The organism is Paracoccus lutimaris, from assembly GCF_003337565.1.
Classification (GTDB): domain Bacteria; phylum Pseudomonadota; class Alphaproteobacteria; order Rhodobacterales; family Rhodobacteraceae; genus Paracoccus; species Paracoccus lutimaris.
Genome location: NZ_QPJL01000001.1, coordinates 12,402 through 27,852, shown reverse-complemented (window position 1 = coordinate 27,852; position 15,451 = coordinate 12,402). Strand labels below are relative to the sequence as shown.

The 15,451-nt window shown below is 65.6% G+C and carries 18 protein-coding genes; 10 read left to right on the top strand and 8 right to left on the bottom strand.

Translation table 11 applies throughout. The features are described from left to right. The first annotated feature begins 46 nt into the window (after positions 1 to 46). From rpsT to recF, 4 genes are all read left to right on the top strand, one after another. Positions 47 to 316 (top strand): 30S ribosomal protein S20, encoded by a 270-nt coding sequence (gene rpsT / locus DFP89_RS00140; RefSeq protein ID WP_114347358.1) that lies wholly within the window; start codon positions 47 to 49, stop codon positions 314 to 316. Positions 317 to 833: 517 nt separating this feature from the next. Beyond that, a complete protein-coding gene (gene dnaA, locus DFP89_RS00135) occupies positions 834 to 2,180 on the top strand; it encodes a chromosomal replication initiator protein DnaA (RefSeq protein ID WP_114347357.1) in 1,347 nt (448 codons plus the stop codon). A gap of 91 nt (positions 2,181 to 2,271) precedes the next feature. Then, positions 2,272 to 3,390 carry a DNA polymerase III subunit beta gene (gene dnaN / locus DFP89_RS00130; RefSeq protein ID WP_114347356.1) on the top strand — a complete coding sequence of 373 codons (1,119 nt, stop codon included), beginning with the start codon at positions 2,272 to 2,274 and terminating at the stop codon, positions 3,388 to 3,390. After that, the gene (recF, locus tag DFP89_RS00125) at positions 3,387 to 4,472 is read left to right on the top strand and encodes a DNA replication/repair protein RecF (RefSeq protein WP_114347355.1); all 1,086 of its coding nucleotides are present in this window, start codon (positions 3,387 to 3,389) and stop codon (positions 4,470 to 4,472) included. The genes dnaN and recF overlap by 4 nt, the downstream gene beginning before the upstream one ends. Here recF and ade read toward each other — a convergent pair. Then, positions 4,469 to 6,244, bottom strand: coding sequence for an adenine deaminase (ade, locus tag DFP89_RS00120; RefSeq protein WP_114347354.1), 1,776 nt, complete (start codon positions 6,242 to 6,244; stop codon positions 4,469 to 4,471). The genes recF and ade overlap by 4 nt on opposite strands. 64 nt (positions 6,245 to 6,308) lie before the next feature. On the opposite strand from ade, the gene recO reads away from it, so the two are divergent. Beyond that, on the top strand, positions 6,309 to 7,034 hold the full coding sequence (gene recO, locus DFP89_RS00115; RefSeq protein WP_114347353.1) for a DNA repair protein RecO: 726 nt from the start codon (positions 6,309 to 6,311) through the stop codon (positions 7,032 to 7,034). A 68-nt stretch (positions 7,035 to 7,102) separates the two neighbouring features. Here recO and DFP89_RS00110 read toward each other — a convergent pair whose 3' ends face one another. Continuing rightward, positions 7,103 to 7,525 carry an META domain-containing protein gene (locus tag DFP89_RS00110; protein ID WP_114347352.1) on the bottom strand — a complete coding sequence of 141 codons (423 nt, stop codon included), beginning with the start codon at positions 7,523 to 7,525 and terminating at the stop codon, positions 7,103 to 7,105. A gap of 119 nt (positions 7,526 to 7,644) precedes the next feature. On the opposite strand from DFP89_RS00110, the gene DFP89_RS00105 reads away from it, so the two are divergent. From DFP89_RS00105 to DFP89_RS00085, 5 genes are all read left to right on the top strand, one after another. Then, positions 7,645 to 8,460 carry a sulfite exporter TauE/SafE family protein gene (locus DFP89_RS00105; protein WP_342770927.1) on the top strand — a complete coding sequence of 272 codons (816 nt, stop codon included), beginning with the start codon at positions 7,645 to 7,647 and terminating at the stop codon, positions 8,458 to 8,460. Positions 8,461 to 8,517: 57 nt separating this feature from the next. After that, entirely contained in the window at positions 8,518 to 9,669 is a 1,152-nt protein-coding gene (dapE, locus tag DFP89_RS00100; RefSeq protein WP_114347351.1) for a succinyl-diaminopimelate desuccinylase, read from the top strand. Further along, complete coding sequence (locus DFP89_RS00095; RefSeq protein ID WP_181870199.1) at positions 9,666 to 10,085, top strand: GNAT family N-acetyltransferase; 420 nt, start codon at positions 9,666 to 9,668, stop codon at positions 10,083 to 10,085. Before dapE ends, DFP89_RS00095 begins: the two co-directional genes overlap by 4 nt. Position 10,086: 1 nt before the next feature. Further along, on the top strand, positions 10,087 to 10,593 hold the full coding sequence (locus DFP89_RS00090) for a hypothetical protein (RefSeq protein ID WP_114347350.1): 507 nt from the start codon (positions 10,087 to 10,089) through the stop codon (positions 10,591 to 10,593). Between the two features lie 61 nt (positions 10,594 to 10,654). After that, a complete protein-coding gene (locus tag DFP89_RS00085; RefSeq protein ID WP_114347349.1) occupies positions 10,655 to 12,034 on the top strand; it encodes a glutamate--cysteine ligase in 1,380 nt (459 codons plus the stop codon). Positions 12,035 to 12,104: 70 nt separating this feature from the next. On the opposite strand, the gene DFP89_RS00080 is transcribed toward DFP89_RS00085, so the two are convergent. The 6 genes from DFP89_RS00080 to rapZ form a co-directional block, all read right to left on the bottom strand. Next, the gene (locus tag DFP89_RS00080; RefSeq protein ID WP_425452618.1) at positions 12,105 to 12,521 is read right to left on the bottom strand and encodes a DUF2852 domain-containing protein; all 417 of its coding nucleotides are present in this window, start codon (positions 12,519 to 12,521) and stop codon (positions 12,105 to 12,107) included. A gap of 131 nt (positions 12,522 to 12,652) precedes the next feature. Next, positions 12,653 to 13,042: a GFA family protein gene (locus tag DFP89_RS00075; RefSeq protein WP_114347347.1), complete on the bottom strand. Its 390-nt coding sequence runs from the start codon at positions 13,040 to 13,042 to the stop codon at positions 12,653 to 12,655. A 98-nt stretch (positions 13,043 to 13,140) separates the two neighbouring features. Beyond that, positions 13,141 to 13,752 (bottom strand): TetR/AcrR family transcriptional regulator, encoded by a 612-nt coding sequence (locus tag DFP89_RS00070; protein WP_114347346.1) that lies wholly within the window; start codon positions 13,750 to 13,752, stop codon positions 13,141 to 13,143. 9 nt (positions 13,753 to 13,761) lie between these two features. Then, positions 13,762 to 14,052, bottom strand: a complete 291-nt coding sequence (locus DFP89_RS00065; RefSeq protein WP_114347345.1) for an HPr family phosphocarrier protein — start codon at positions 14,050 to 14,052, stop codon at positions 13,762 to 13,764. Beyond that, on the bottom strand, positions 14,049 to 14,474 hold the full coding sequence (locus DFP89_RS00060; RefSeq protein WP_114347344.1) for a PTS sugar transporter subunit IIA: 426 nt from the start codon (positions 14,472 to 14,474) through the stop codon (positions 14,049 to 14,051). Before DFP89_RS00060 ends, DFP89_RS00065 begins: the two co-directional genes overlap by 4 nt. Then, on the bottom strand, positions 14,471 to 15,427 hold the full coding sequence (gene rapZ / locus DFP89_RS00055) for an RNase adapter RapZ (protein ID WP_181870216.1): 957 nt from the start codon (positions 15,425 to 15,427) through the stop codon (positions 14,471 to 14,473). Before rapZ ends, DFP89_RS00060 begins: the two co-directional genes overlap by 4 nt. Positions 15,428 to 15,451: the final 24 nt, after the last annotated feature.

Genomic DNA, 15,451 nt, shown 5'->3' with positions numbered 1-15,451 from the left:
CTTTTGCGTGATCGATTTCGTAAAGACTAAAGACAGGAACGCCCCCATGGCCAATACGCCCCAGTCCAAGAAACGCGCCCGCCAGATCGAGCGTCAGACCGCCGTCAACAAGGCTCGCCGCTCGCGCATCCGCACCTTCCTGCGCAAGGTCGAAGAAGCCATCGCCAGCGGCGATGCGGCTGCCGCCCGTGATGCGCTGCAAAGCGCCCAGCCCGAACTGATGCGCGGCGTGACCAAAGGCGTCGTCCACAAGAACACCGCCGCGCGCAAGATCTCGCGTCTGTCGGCCGGCGTGAAGGCTCTGGCCACCGCCTGATCGGCTGCGGCATTTACGCAACTAAAAGTAGAATAAATGAGGGGCGCGCTCAGCTTTAGCGCGCCTTTTTGTTGCGGATACCCACAGTTGACGTTGCGTAATGCTATATATTTCAATTAGTTATGACCTGTCACGCTGGTGTTGCAGCATCGTCAGATTCGCTACGGCAAAGTGACTGTCAAGCGCGAAGAACAGTTGCTGGCGGGGCCTGCTTCTTGGTAGCTTCATGCTGCGATTCACGTCGCACCTGGGGGACATGTTCTGAAGAATCGGCGCTGCCGCCGAGGATTCAGGGCGGCTGCACGATCCTTGCGATCTGCGGTTGATGATGCGCAAGCCGACTGCCACCGGCTCGCGTTTCGTGTCTGTATCTTTGGCCGCAGAACGGCCCCGCGTGCCTCCTTGGCGGCGCCGGGATGTTCTGTTGCCGATACGCACGTCCTCTGGGCTGGATGCGAATCGTCTCACGTCGGGAAAATCCGGCGGAGTCAGGGGATAAGAAACGGAACCGGGTCAGATGGACAAGCTTTGGGGGCAAGCGCGTGAAGAACTTCAGAAAATCGTCGGAGCCGATAGTTTCGCCACCTGGATCGAGCCGCTGCGCCTGACCGGCGTCTCCGAGGGCACCGCCACCATCGCCTGCCCGACGCGGTTCCTGTCCGACTGGGTCGCCCGCCATTACAGCAACGACATCCTGCAGGTCCTCGACCGGATCGAGGGGCCGGTGCAGCGCCTGAACTTCGAGACCCGCGCCCAGACCGCGCGTCAGGCCGCCGCCCCCGCCAAGCGCGTCGCCGCGCCGCGCCCTGTCGCCGCCAATGACGATCTGGCCGCGCCGCTGGACCAGCGCTTCACCTTTGAGAATTTCGTCGTCGGCAAGCCCAACGAGCTGGCCCATGCCGCCGCCCGCCGGGTGGCCGAGGGCGGGCCGGTGACCTTCAACCCGCTGTTTCTTTACGGCGGCGTGGGTTTGGGCAAGACGCACCTGATGCATGCCATCGCCCGCGAGATCCAGACCCGCCAGCCCGAGGCGCGGGTGCTGTATCTGTCGGCCGAGCAGTTCATGTACCGCTTTGTGCAGGCGCTGCGCGAACGCACGATGATGGATTTCAAGGAAATGTTCCGGGCCGTCTCGGTGCTGATGGTCGATGACGTGCAGTTCATCGCCGGCAAGGATTCCACGCAGGAGGAATTCTTCCACACGTTCAACACGCTGGTCGATCAGGGCAAGCAGATCGTCATCTCGGCCGACCGTTCGCCGGGCGAGATCAAGGATCTGGAGGAGCGCATCAAGTCGCGCCTGCAATGCGGCCTTGTCGTCGACCTGCACCCGACCGATTACGAGCTGCGTCTGGGCATCCTGCAATCCAAGACCGACAATTTCCGCCAGCAATATCCGGGCCTCAAGATCGCGCCAGGCGTGCTGGAGTTTCTGGCCCATCGCATCACCTCGAACGTGCGGGTTCTGGAGGGCGCGCTGCAGCGGCTGTTCGCATTCGCCAGCCTGATGGGCCGCGAGATCAATCTGGACATGACTCAGGAATGTCTGGCCGACATCCTGCGCGCCAATGACCGCAAGGTCTCGATCGAGGAAATCCAGCGCAAGGTGGCCGAGCATTACAACATCCGCCTTGCCGACATGATCGGGCCCAAGCGGGTGCGCACCGTCGCCCGGCCGCGCCAGATCGCGATGTATCTGTCCAAGCAGATGACCTCGCGTTCGCTGCCGGAAATCGGGCGCCGGTTTGGCGGGCGCGACCACACCACCATCATGCATGGCGTCAAAAAGATCGAAGAGCTGCGCAGCGCCGACCATAGCCTGGCAGAAGATATCGACCTGCTGCGCCGCCTGCTGGAGGCCTGAGTCTGAAAGCTTGACCCTGCGCTGGTTTGTGCCAAATTGGCGCCCCGCAGGTCGGGACAGATAAAAGGCCGGAACGTCATAAGGGTTGACCATGAAATTCTCGATCGAACGTGCCGCTCTGGTAAAGGCCGTCTCTCAGGCCCAGTCCGTCGTTGAACGCCGCAACACCATTCCGATCCTGGCCAACGTGCTGATCGAGGCCACGCCCGAGGGTGTCAGCTTCCGCGCGACCGACCTGGATACTGAAATCGTCGACCGCACCATCGCGCAGGTCGAACGCCCCGGCGCGACCACGGTCTCGGCCAGCATGCTCAACGACATCTCGCGCAAGCTGCCCGATGGGGCGCTGGTGCAGCTTAGTCTGGACAGCGCCTCGCAGCGGCTGTCGGTGCAGGCCGGGCGCTCGAACTTCAATCTGGCGACCCTGCCGCGCGAGGATTTCCCGCTGATGTCCTCGTCGGAATATGGCGCGAATTTCTCGGCCCCTGCCGCGGTACTGCGCCGGCTGTTCGACAAGTCGAAATTCGCCATCTCGAACGAAGAGACGCGCTATTACCTGAACGGCGTCTATATGCATGTCGCCCAGTCCGAGGACGGCCCCTGCCTGCGCTGCGTGGCGACCGATGGCCACCGGCTGGCGCGCATCGACGCACCGCTGCCCGCGGGCGCCGATGGCATGCCCGGCGTGATCGTGCCGCGCAAGACCGTGGCCGAGCTGCGCAAGCTTCTGGATGATGACGAGGCGCAGATCGCCGTTTCGGTCAGCGAAACCAAGGTCCGCTTTGCCACGCCCACGATCACCCTGACCTCGAAAGTGATCGACGGCACCTTCCCCGATTACAGCCGGGTGATTCCCTCGGGCAATACCCGCAAGCTTGAGGTGGACGCAGGCGATTTCGCCAAGGCCGTGGACCGCGTGGCCACCGTCAGCAGCGAACGCTCGCGCGCCGTCAAGCTGGCGCTGGACGAGGATCGGCTGGTCCTTTCGGTCAATGCCCCCGATGCCGGCGCCGCCGAAGAGGAGCTGCCCGTCGCCTATGCCGACGAGCCGTTGGAAATCGGCTTCAACGCCAAGTACCTACACGAGATCGCCAGCCAGATCGAACGCGAGAACGCGGTCTTCCTGTTCAACGGCTCGGGCGATGCGGCGCTGATCCGCGAGGGCGGCGACAGCTCGGCCGTCTATGTCGTCATGCCGATGCGCGTGTGACGCTGACGCGCCTGCACCTGACCCAGTTTCGCAGCTGGAACAGGCTTGAACTTGACGCCGATGACCGGCCCGTGGCGATCCATGGGCCGAATGGCGCGGGCAAGACCAATATCCTTGAAGCCGTCTCGATGCTGGCACCCGGTCGCGGCATGCGTGGCGCCCTGCCCGGCGATCAGGCCCGCAAGGGGCCGGATGTCGGCTGGCAGATCCGCGCCGGGATCGGCGAATATCAGGTCCTGACCCGCGCCCTGCCCGGCCAGCCGCGCGAGGTGCTGGTCGATGACAAGCCCTCGACCCAGATCGCGCTGGGGCGGCTGATGCGGGTGATCTGGCTGACCCCGGCCATGGACCGGCTTTGGACCGATACGCCCGAACAGCGCCGCCGCTTTCTGGACCGGGTGACGCTGAGCTTCACCCCCGGCCATGCCGAGGATGCGCTGGCCTATGAAAAGGCTATGCGTGAAAGGAACCGCCTGCTGCGCGACGAGGTGCGCGACATTGGCTGGTATCGCGCGCTTGAGGCGCAGATGGCCGAGACCGGCGCCGCCATCACCCGCAACCGTCAGGACGCCATTGCCCGGATCACAGCGGCGCAGGACGGTGTGGCGCAAGATGGTGCGGGCGACTCATTTCCCGCCGCCCGGCTGACGCTTTTGCCCGGCGAGGGCTTTGCCGACGATCCCGACCCCGAAAGCATCGCCAGCCGTCTGGCCGAGACCCGCTCCCGCGACATGGCGGCGGGGCGGACCCTGACCGGGCCGCATCGCGCCGATCTGGGTGCGCATTGGGGGCCGCAGGACATGCCCGCCGCGCTGTCCTCGACCGGTGAGCAAAAGGCGCTGCTGCTGTCGCTGATCCTTGCCAATGCCCGGGCGCTGTCGGGGGAAAACCCGGTCCTGCTCTTGGACGAGGTGGCGGCGCATCTGGATGCCGACCGCCGCGCCGCGCTTTATGACGAGATCACCGCGCTCAAGGCGCAGGCCTTCCTGACCGGCACCGGCCCCGAGCTCTTCGAGACCCTGCAAGGCCGCGCGCAGTTCCTGTCGGTCCTGCGCGAGGGCGCGACCTCGCATCTGGCCTAGACCAGCAGATCGACCAGCTCGAACCGCGTCACATCGACGATCCCCAGATCCGAGATGCGCAATTCCGGGATCACCACCAGCGCCAGCAGCGAATGCTGCATATAGGCGTTGTTGAGCTGGCAGCCGCAATCCTGCATGGCACGGACGATGCCCTGCGCGGCCTCGGCCACCTCTGTGGCGGGGCGGTCCGACATCAGCCCGGCGATGGGCAGCGGCACGGTCGCCAGTTCCTGCCCGTCACGGAAAACGGTGACGCCACCGCCGATCCGGCCCAGATGATTGGCCGCCGCCGCCATGGTCTCGCGGTCAGTGCCGACGACGATCATGTGATGGCTGTCATGGGCCACGGTCGAGGCCACCGCCACCCGGCCCTGATAGCCAAAGCCCGCGACAAAGCCGTTGACCACGCCGCCAGTGGCCCGGTGCCGCTCGACCAGCGCGATCTGGCAGATATCGTCCCGGCCCTCGATCACGCCGTCGCGAATGGGCAGATCGGCCTCAAGCGCGCGGGTCGGTGCCTGATTTTCGACGACGCCGATGACGCGGACACGGGCCGATTCGCCCGTGGCGATCACGGCGAAATCGTCACCGGCCAGTTCCTTACCCAGATGCACCGAGTTGCGCGCGGACTCGGGCCAGTCGATGCGTGGGCAGTCAACCAGCAGCCGGCCGTTTTCCGCCACAAGCTGTCCCTGCGCGATCACCGCCTCGATGGGCAGGGTCCGCAGGTCCGAGCTCAGGATCACATCCGCCCGCCGCCCCGGCGTGATCGAGCCCAGCTCACGCTCCAGTCCGAAATGGCTGGCGGCATTGATTGTCGCCATCTGGATCGCGACCAGCGGGTCGCAACCGCAATCCACGGCATGGCGCACCACCCGGTCCATATGTCCGTCATGGACCAGCGTGCCGGAATGGCAGTCATCCGTGCACAGGATGAAAAAGCGCGGGTCCAGCCCCTTTTCGGTGATCGCGGTGATCTGGCTTTCGACGTCATACCATGCGCTGCCCAGCCGCATCATGCAGCCCATGCCCTGCCGGACGCGGGCGATGCCCTGCGCCTCGCTGGTGGTTTCATGGTCATCATTCGCCCCGCCCGCGACATAGGCGTGAAAACCGCGCCCCAGATCGGGGCTGGCATAATGGCCGCCCACGGTCTTGCCGGCGGCACGGGTCGCGGCGATCTCGGCCAGCATCTGGCCATCGCCCGCCACCACGCCGGGGAAATTCATCATCTCGCCCAGACCGATGATCCCCTCCCAGCCCATGGCCTGGGCGACCTCGCCCTCGCTGATCGGGCTGCCGGTGGTTTCCAGCCCGGGGGCCGAGGGCGCACAGCTGGGCATCTGGGTGAACATGCTGACCGGCTGGATCAGCGATTCGTCCCGCATCAGCCGCACCCCCTGAAGGCCAAGGACATTCGCGATCTCATGGGGGTCGTGAAACATCGTGGTCGTGCCATGCGGAATCACCGCGGCGGCAAAACCGGCCGGGGTCAGCATGCCCGATTCGACATGCATATGGGCGTCGATCAACCCGGGCAGCATATAGCGGCCGGCGGCCTCGATCACCTGCGTATCGGGGCCGATCGAGGGCCCGGCATCCGGCCCGACATAGGCCACGCGGCCATCCGCGATGGCGATATCCATGCCCTCGATCAGCTCGCGCGTATGGACATTGACCCAGATCCCGCCCCGGATCACCAGATCCGCCGGGGCGCGTCCCGCCGCGATCTCGACCAGCCGGGCCTGCGCAAGTGTCCATGGTTTCAGCATGTCAGCCTCTCTTGTTCGCTTGCCCCTGTTTGCGGCAGGGTGGCCGCGAAAGAAAGGTGCAAGAATGGAATGGAGCGGCGAAGCCAGCGTCATGACGCAACGAAGGCATGGCGAGAATGCCGTGATCCTGACCGTTTTCGCGCGCGATACCGGACTGATCTCGGGCTTGGTGCCGGGCGGCGCCAGCACGAAACGCGCCGCCATCCTGCAACCGGGAAACCGCGTCGCCCTGCGCTGGCGGGCGCGGCTTGAGGATCAGTTGGGCACGTTCTCGGTGGAACCCGCCCGCGCCCGGCCCGGCCTGATCGGCAGCGCGGATGCCTTGGCGGGGGTGAACGCGGTGACCGCGCTGATCGGCTTTGCCCTGCCCGAGCGCGACCCGCATCCGCGCCTGTCGGACGCGACCGAGGCGCTGCTGGACGCCATCGATCAGGGCGAGGACTGGGCCGAGGCCTATCTGCAATGGGAAATGCGCCTGCTGGACGAGTTGGGCTTTGGCCTTGATCTGGGCAGTTGCGCCGTCACCGGCACGCGCGAGGGGCTGGCCTATGTCAGCCCGCGCACTGGCCGCGCGGTCAGCGCGGCGGCGGCCGGGGAATGGGCATCGCGGCTTTTGCCGCTGCCGGCCATCTTTGGCGGGCGCGGCAATGGCGGGCTGGCGGACGCATTCGCGCTGACCGGGCATTTCCTGGCCTCGCGGCTGGCCGAGGACCACGCCGGACGCCCCCTGCCCGCCGCCCGCGCCCGGCTGGTGGCGCGTCTTGCCGCGCGCGAGGCGGGCGCGTTCTGACATCACGGCCCGGAATGAAAAACGGCGCCGCGTGATGCGGCGCCGTTTCTGGTCCGGCTGCGGAGGGCTTACTTTTCCTTGCGGTAGCCCGGCTCATAGGTCAGGTAGGTCGGCCCCTGAACGGTAAGGACACCGCCTTCAAAGGTGATGCCATTGGCGCCTTGCAGCGCCTCAAGGTAGCGGCGCTCAAGCCGGCCGGCGCCGCCGCCGCAACCCATCTTGGTCGTGACGATCGGTCCCAGCGCAAAGCCCGGCGGCTCGGCGGTCTGCGGGGCCGAATAATGGTTGCAGGGCGCCTGCCCCGAGATCGAGCCATCCGCCTCGATGGTCATGCCGACATTGCGCTGCGGCACGGTGTCCGATCCGATGCCGACCAGCACATAGGGGCCGGTCGGGATATTGGCGCCGGGGGTCGAGGAAGTCGTCGGCTCGCAGGCAGCAAGGCCGAGCGTGGCGGCGATGGCCGCCGAAATCAGGGGGATGCGGGTCATTGGCAGCTCCGGTTTTCATTGTCTGGCGTCATAATGCCTGATCGCCCCCCGCTGTCCAGAAGGGCGCCGGATTTCCGGCCCGCGCAGTCACCCGCTTGCAATAGCGCCAAGCGGCGCGAATGGGCCTTGCGGCCATCGGCGCTGCACCGCAATTTGCCGCCATGTTCGGACTGGACCCCTTTTCCTTCTGGATCGTGATCGTGGTCACGCTGTTTTCGGGCTTTGTCAAAGGCGCGGTCGGCTTTGCCATGCCGATGATCATGATGTCGGCGCTGGGGTCGTTCCTGCCCGCGCAGCAGGCCCTGGCGGTGCTGATCCTGCCGACGCTGTTCACCAATATCGGCCAGGCCTTCCGGCAGGGCTGGCGGCCGGCATGGGAATCGATCGTCACCTATCGCTGGCATATCGGCATGGTCATGCTGTTCATTCCGCTCAGCGCGATGCTGGCGCCGGTGGTGCCGCAATGGATCATGTATGCGCTGCTGGGCGTGCCGATCACCGGTTTCGCGCTGTGGCAGCTGGCCGGGCGCAGTCTGGCCATTCCCATCCATCACCGCCGCCGGGTCGAGATCGTCACCGGCATCATCGGCGGGCTTTACGGCGGCATCTCGGGGATCTGGGGGCCGCCGCTGATCGTCTATCTGCTGTCCGTCGGCACCCCCAAGACCGAACAGGTCCGCGTGCAGGGCGTGGTCTTTCTGTTGGGCGCGGTGGCGCTGACCTTCGCACATCTGAACTCGGGCCTGCTGAACGCCCAGACCCTGCCCCTGTCGGCGGTGGTCGTCATCCCGGCGCTGATCGGGCTTTGGCTGGGCTTTCTGGCCCATGACCGGCTGGACGTGGCGCAGTTCCGGCGCTGGACGCTGGTGCTGTTGGTCCTGACCGGCGCCAATCTGATCCGCCGCGCGCTGGAAATCGCCGGATCAGAGCCGTAACATCCCTGCCGCCATCACCGAATTCCCCTTGTGCATATCGCATCCGAAAGGCCCGCCATGCCCCAAAACCCCGACGCCGCCGACCTGACCGCCCGCCTGATCCGCTGCCCCTCGGTCACGCCCGACGAGGGCGGCGCGCTGACGCTGCTTGCCGATGAGCTGGTGGCGGCGGGCTTTATCTGCCAGCGCGTCGACCAGAACGGCACCCCGAACCTGTTCGCGCGCTGGGGCGCCAAGGGGGCGGCGCGCAGCTTTGGCTTCAACGGCCATACCGACGTGGTCCCGCCCGGCGATCCGTCCAGCTGGACCCACCCGCCCTTTTCCGGGCACGAGACCGACGGCTGGATCTGGGGCCGCGGCGCCACCGACATGAAATCCGGCGTCGCGGCCTTCGTCGCCGCCGCCATCGCCTTTGTGCGCGAGACCCCGCCAAAGGATGGCGCGCTGATCCTGACCATCACCGGCGACGAAGAGGGCGCCGGTAAGGACGGCACGCTGGCGCTGCTGGACTGGATGCGCGCCGAGGGCGAACAGATGAGCGTCTGCCTGGTGGGCGAGCCCTCGAACCCCGACCGCATGGGCGAGATGATCAAGATCGGCCGGCGCGGCTCGATCACCATCCATATCGAGGCGCGCGGCCTGCAGGGCCATGCCGCCTATCCGCATCGGGTGCGCAACCCGCTGCATGCGCTGACCCGGCTGCTGCATGATCTGGTCACCACGCCGCTGGATCATGGCACGGCGCATTTCGACCCTTCGGGCCTGCAGGTGACGACCATCGATTGCGGCAACCCGGCCTCGAATGTGGTGCCCGAAAAGGCCCGCGCCACGCTGAACATCCGCTTCAACGACCTCCATAGCGGCGCCAGCCTTGAGACGATGATCCGCGACCGCGCGGACACCATCTCGGCCGAGACCGGCGTGGATTTCACCATGACCAGCGACATCGCGGGCGAAAGCTTCCTGACCGAACCCGGCCCCTTCGTCGATCTGGTGGCGGGCGTGGTGCGCGAGGAAACCGGGCTGGATCCGGTCCTGTCCACCTCGGGCGGGACGTCGGATGCGCGTTTCGTCAAGGATCACTGCCCGGTCCTTGAATTCGGCCTTGTCGGCCATTTCATGCATCAGGTGGATGAGCGCGTGCCGGCCGATCAGGTCCGCCAGCTTGCCCGCATCTATCGCCGCATCCTGGAGCGTTACTTCGCATGATGATCGCAAGAACCGACGATATCGACGCCTGCCTGTTTATCCGGCGCGAGGTGTTCATCGATGAACAGAACGTCCCCGAGGCCGAGGAAATCGACGATCTGGACGCAGGCGCCATCCATCTGCTGGCCCGCGACGCCGAGGGCCAGCCATGGGGCACGGCGCGGCTGCTGATCCAGGGCGCGACCGGCAAGATCGGCCGCGTCGCCGTGCGCAAGGGCGCGCGCGGCACCGGCTTGGGCGCGCGGCTGATCGAGGCCTCGATCACGGAACTGGGCAAGGTGCCCGGCGTCACCCGGCTGAAGCTGAGCGCCCAGACCCATGTCATCCCCTTTTACGAACGCTTCGGCTTTGTCGCCCATGGTCCCGAATATGACGATGCGGGCATTCCACATCGCGACATGACCCGGGATCTTTAGGGTGATCCGCCCGGAACTGGCCGCGCGCCTGCGCCCCTGGGCGGAAACCGGCGTCGCGCTGGCGGCGACGGCCTTTGGCCTATGGGTGTTTTCGCTGGGCGGCTGGATCCTGTGGCCTCTGGGCGCGGTCATCGCCGGGGCGGCGGCGCTTTGGGCGCTGGACGCGCGTCGGCGCATGCGCTTTCGCCATGAGGCGCTGGGACCGGGCATGGTCGAGCTGGACGAGGGCGCGATCCGCTATCTGTCCCCGAACCGTCTGCTGGGCGGCGAGGTCTCGCTGCGCGAGCTGGGCGAGATCCGGCTGATGCGCCTGAACGGCCGTCGCCACTGGCGGCTAAAAAGCACGGACGGTCAGGCACTGCTGATCCCCGTCGATGCGGCCGGGGCCGAATATCTGGCCGGGGCCTTTGCCACCCTGCCCGGCGTCGATATGGGCCGCGTCTCGGCGGCGCTGGCCCCTGACGCCCCCACGATACAGACCGTCTGGAGCCGCGCCCCCCGCGCGTAGCGGCTTGACTTGCCCCCCAAGCATTGCCACCTGTGGCGTGCATGAAAATGAAAGGCCTCCGATGTCCATTCCCCAGCAGGGCGGCGGCCCGATCGAGCGTCCCGAACAACTGGCCGAATATATCGCCTCGGGCGAAAAGCCGCGCGATGCCTGGCGCATCGGCACCGAGCACGAGAAATTCGGCTATCGCCAATCCGACCTGATGCCCCTGCCCTATGAGGCGCCGGCGGGCCAGCCCTCGGTCAAGGCCATGCTTGAGGGGCTGCGCGACGCTTTTGGCTGGACCCCGGTGCTTGAGGCCGGCCATATCATCGGGCTGGAGCGCAATGGCGCCAATGTCAGCCTTGAGCCGGGCGGGCAACTGGAACTGTCCGGCGCACCGCTGGAGACCATTCACCAGACCTGTGACGAGGTGAACCAGCATCTGGCCGAGGTGAAGACCATCGCCGACAAGATGGGCGCGGGTTTCATCGGGCTGGGCGCGGCGCCGATCTGGCATCAGGACCAGATGCCGATGATGCCCAAGGGCCGCTACCGGCTGATGACCGATTACATGGGCCGGGTCGGCACGCTGGGCACGCAGATGATGTATCGCACCTGCACGGTGCAGGTGAATCTGGACTTCGCGTCCGAGGCGGACATGGTCCAGAAACTGCGCGTGGCGCTGGCCTTGCAGCCGGTGGCGAACGCGCTTTTCGCCAACTCGCCTTTTCTTGACGGCAAGCCGAATGGCTGGAAAAGCTGGCGCGCGCATATCTGGCAAAACCTTGACGATGCGCGCACTGGCATGCTGCCCTTCGCGTTTCAGGACGGCATGGGCTATGAGGCCTGGGTGGATTACGTCCTCGATGTGCCGATGTATTTCGTCTATCGCGACGGCAAATATATCGACGCCCTGGGGCAGAGCTTCCGCGATTTCCTGAAGGGCCGCCTGCCCGCCCTGCCGGGCGAGGTGCCGACGCTGTCGGATTGGGCGGATCACCTGACCACCGTCTTCCCCGAGGCGCGGGTCAAGAAATTCATCGAGATGCGCGGCGCCGATGGCGGCCCGTGGCGCCGGCTTTGCGCCCTGCCCGCGTTCTGGGTCGGGCTGATCTATGACCAGTCGGCGCTGGATGCGGCCTGGGATCTGGTCAAGGGCTGGGATCATGAGACCCGCGAAGGCCTGCGCCGCGCCGCCGGAATCCATGCGCTGGAGGCGCAGGTCGGCGACATCAGGATGCGCGATCTGGCGCGGGAGGTTCTGGCGATTTCCGAGGCTGGACTGAAGGCCCGCGCCCGCACCGGCGCCGGTGGGCTGGTCCCGGACGAGACCCATTTCCTGAACGCGCTCAAGGAAAGCGTCGAGACGGGCAAGGTGCCCGCCGATGAGATGCTGGAGAAATATCACGGCGAATGGGCGGGCGATCTGTCGCACGTCTATGCCGAATATTCCTACTGAGAACCTGCGTTTCGACGAACAGAAGGGCCGGGGTTTCCCCCGGCCCTTTTTCCATATCAGGGTGATGCGGTCAGTTCTGCGGTTGGCGCGGTTCGCCCCGGCCTTCGATGAACTGGTCGAACTCGGCCTTGTCCTTGGCCTCGCGCAGCTTTTTCAGGAAGTCGAGGAATTCGCGGTGCTCATCCTCAAGCCGTTTCAGCGTTTCTTCGCGATAGGCGTCAAAGGCCGAATTGCCGGTCGGCGCGGCAAAGCCGTGGCGGCGGAAGCCGTGATTGTCATTGCGGTGACAGCGGGAAAACATGCGTTTGCTCCAGATCAGATAGGCAAGAAGGGCCAGCCCCACCGGCCAGCAGGCGACGAAAGCCAGGATCATTGCGGCGATCCAGGCGCCCTTTCCGCGCTCGTCCAGCCAATCGCGGATCCCGGCCAAAGCCGAACCGATCCGGTCCATGACGGAAGGGCGGGCGGCGATTTCTGTGTGACTCATTGACGGTGCCTTTCCATGTTAATGTTATTCACATTTACATAAATGGGGGATGCGCGCCGGCAGTCAAGAGAAAGTTGAAGAATTTTTTGAAAGGATGCCCGGACAGCGCCGCCCTGCGCCTTCGGGCGCCGCTATTCCTCGTGCGCGCAGGGGTCGCGGTCACGCGCGTGATGATGCAACAGCGGGAATGGCGGCAGCCAGCCTTCGCGGCGGATGGTCCACAGCTCATAGGTCGGAACCATCTGATTCGGCGTGTCGAGCGAACCCAGATGCACCTCGATCTCGTCCTCGCTGCGGGAAAAGACCGGCGAGCCGCAGCGCGGGCAGAAAAAGCGCCCGTCATATTCGCCCGCCTGCCCCGCGACGGTCACCGCGTTTTCGGGAAACACCGCCGAAGCATGAAACAGCGCGCCATGATGCTTGCGGCAGTCCATGCAGTGACAAAGCCCGACCCGATAGGGCATCCCCCATGCCTCGATCCGCAGATTTCCGCACAGGCAACCACCAGTGAATCGCTCCATGCCCGCCTCCTTCACCATCACCTGAGGAAAATCTTAGCAACGAAGCGTGGCGGGCGTCCACTGCCGGAAACCGGCGAACAAAGGCCCCGGCCCACAGATCAATCGGTGATGACGCCCAGCCCGCGCAGATAGATCAGCGCCCCGCTTTCCAGCATGTCCGCGGGAGAGATGGGCGAGCGGCTGCCGGGCTTGCCGCGGCTGAACAGCTCGACCACGCCATGGCTCAGCGCCCAGATGTGGTCGGCGACCATGCCGGGGGGCGGGCGACGCCCCTCGGGCAGCTTGTCGAAAAGGCCGCCGGCCGCGCGCACCAGCACCCCCCGCGCCCGTTCGGACGCCAAAGACAACCCGGCATTGCCTGCAATCGAGATGCCGGATTCGAACATGGCGATGTAATAGCCGCGCCGGTCGGCGGCAAAGTTCAGGTATTCCTGACCCATGCGCAGGAATGCGGTCAGCGCGCGCGGACGGCCGTCGTCATAGGCGGCCTCAAGCCGGTCGGCGAATTCCTCGAACCCCTGCCGCGCGACGTCTTCCAGCAATTCGTCGCGGCCGGTGAAATGGCGATAAGGCGCGGCGGCGCTGACGCCGGCCAGCCGCGCGGCCTCGGCCAGGGTAAAGCCCTGCGGACCATTTTCCTCGATCAGCCGGACGGTCGCCTCGACCAGGGCCTGACGCAGATTGCCGTGATGATAGGATGAGCGGGCCACGATCCCGCCTTACATGCCTTCGCCGAAGTAATCTCCGACAAGGGCGCTCAGCGCGTCAGCCAGCTCGGCCGCTTGCGCGCCGGTGGTGGTGATGCGGATGGTGCTGCCGCGCGGGGCGGTCAGCATCAAAAGGCCCATGATCGAATCGCCCGACACGCTCATGCCGTCCTTTTCGACGGTGGCGCGGGCATCGAAGCGTTCGACGGTTTCGACGAATTTGGCACTGGCCCGCGCATGCAGGCCCTTTTCGTTGATGATGGAAAGGTCACGGGTCACAGCCCCGTTCAACAGATCACTCATGAAGCAGCACGGTTGGGAATGGGAAGGATATCGGCAGGTAGAACGTCGTAGCTGTTGATATATTTGCGTCCAGCGTCCTTGGCCAGCGATACCGCATCGGCCACCGACATCTTGCGCGACTTGGCCAGCTTGACCAGCATCGGCAGGTTGGCGCCGTAAAGGATGGACCTGTTTCGTGCCGCGCAGGCCATCAGCGACAGGTTCGAGGGCGAGCCTCCGAACAGATCCGTGACCACCACCACCCCGTCGCCCGAATCCACCGCATCGGCGGCGGCGCAGATTTCGGCCTGCTTTTCGCCCCGATCATGGTTTTCCTCGATTGCCACGGCCTTGATGCCGGTCTGCGGCCCCACGACATGCTCGACCGCCGAGAGATATTCCCGCGCGAGGCCCCCATGTGCCACGATGACAATTCCGATCAATTCGCCCCACCACGCACAGCCGTCTGTCCTTGCGCCCTTTCTGTACGGGGGGCTGTCACAAGCCCGTCATCCCCAGGTGCCGGCGCCTTTTCACGGCGTTCAAGTTCCCGATGCCTAATTGACACCTGCCAACCTGCTTTCGCAAGCGCATCTGCCATTTTTTCCGCCATTGTGACGGAACGGTGTTGCCCCCCCGTACAACCGAAGCCGATTGCCAGATGGGCCTTGCCCTCCTCCAGATGGGCAGGAAGGGTAAAAAGTGCAAGATCCCTGACCCGCTGAAAGAACTCGGCGAATCGGGGATCGGATGCAACATAATTCTGCACCGCGGCATCGCGCCCGTCCAGAGCGCGCAGCGACGGCGCCCAATGCGGATTGGACAGGAACCGGCAGTCGAACATCATGTCCACGCCCTGCGGAATCCCGCGTTTATAGGAAAACGACTGCACCGAGACCGTCAGCCTGCGGCCCTGCGCGGTGTCGAACCAGCGCGCCAGCTCGGCCTTGAGATCATGCGGCGACAGCTCCGAGGTATCGACCAGCACATCGGCGCGGGCGCGCACCGGTGCCAGCATCGCGCGCTCGGCCAGAATCGCGTCGAGCGGCGGCCCGTCGGCGCGCAACGGATGACGGCGGCGGGTTTCATTGAACCGTCGCAAAAGCTGTTCGGTCGTGCAGTCCAGAAACAGCATCTCGGGGGCGTATCCGGGCTGGCGCACCAACCGGTCGATCAGCTCGATCAGGTTCGCGGCCGAGAAGTCGCGATTGCGCACATCCAGCCCCAGCGCCAGCGGCACCGGCCGCGCCGGCCCATCCAGCAGCCGCGGCACCAGCGACAGCGGCAGGTTGTCGATGGCCTCGTAGCCCAGATCCTCAAGCACGTTGATCGCCGTCGAACGGCCCGCCCCCGAAGGACCGGTCACCAGAACCAGTCTTTGGATCTCATCCGCGATCCGGTCGGGATCATGCGTCGTCTG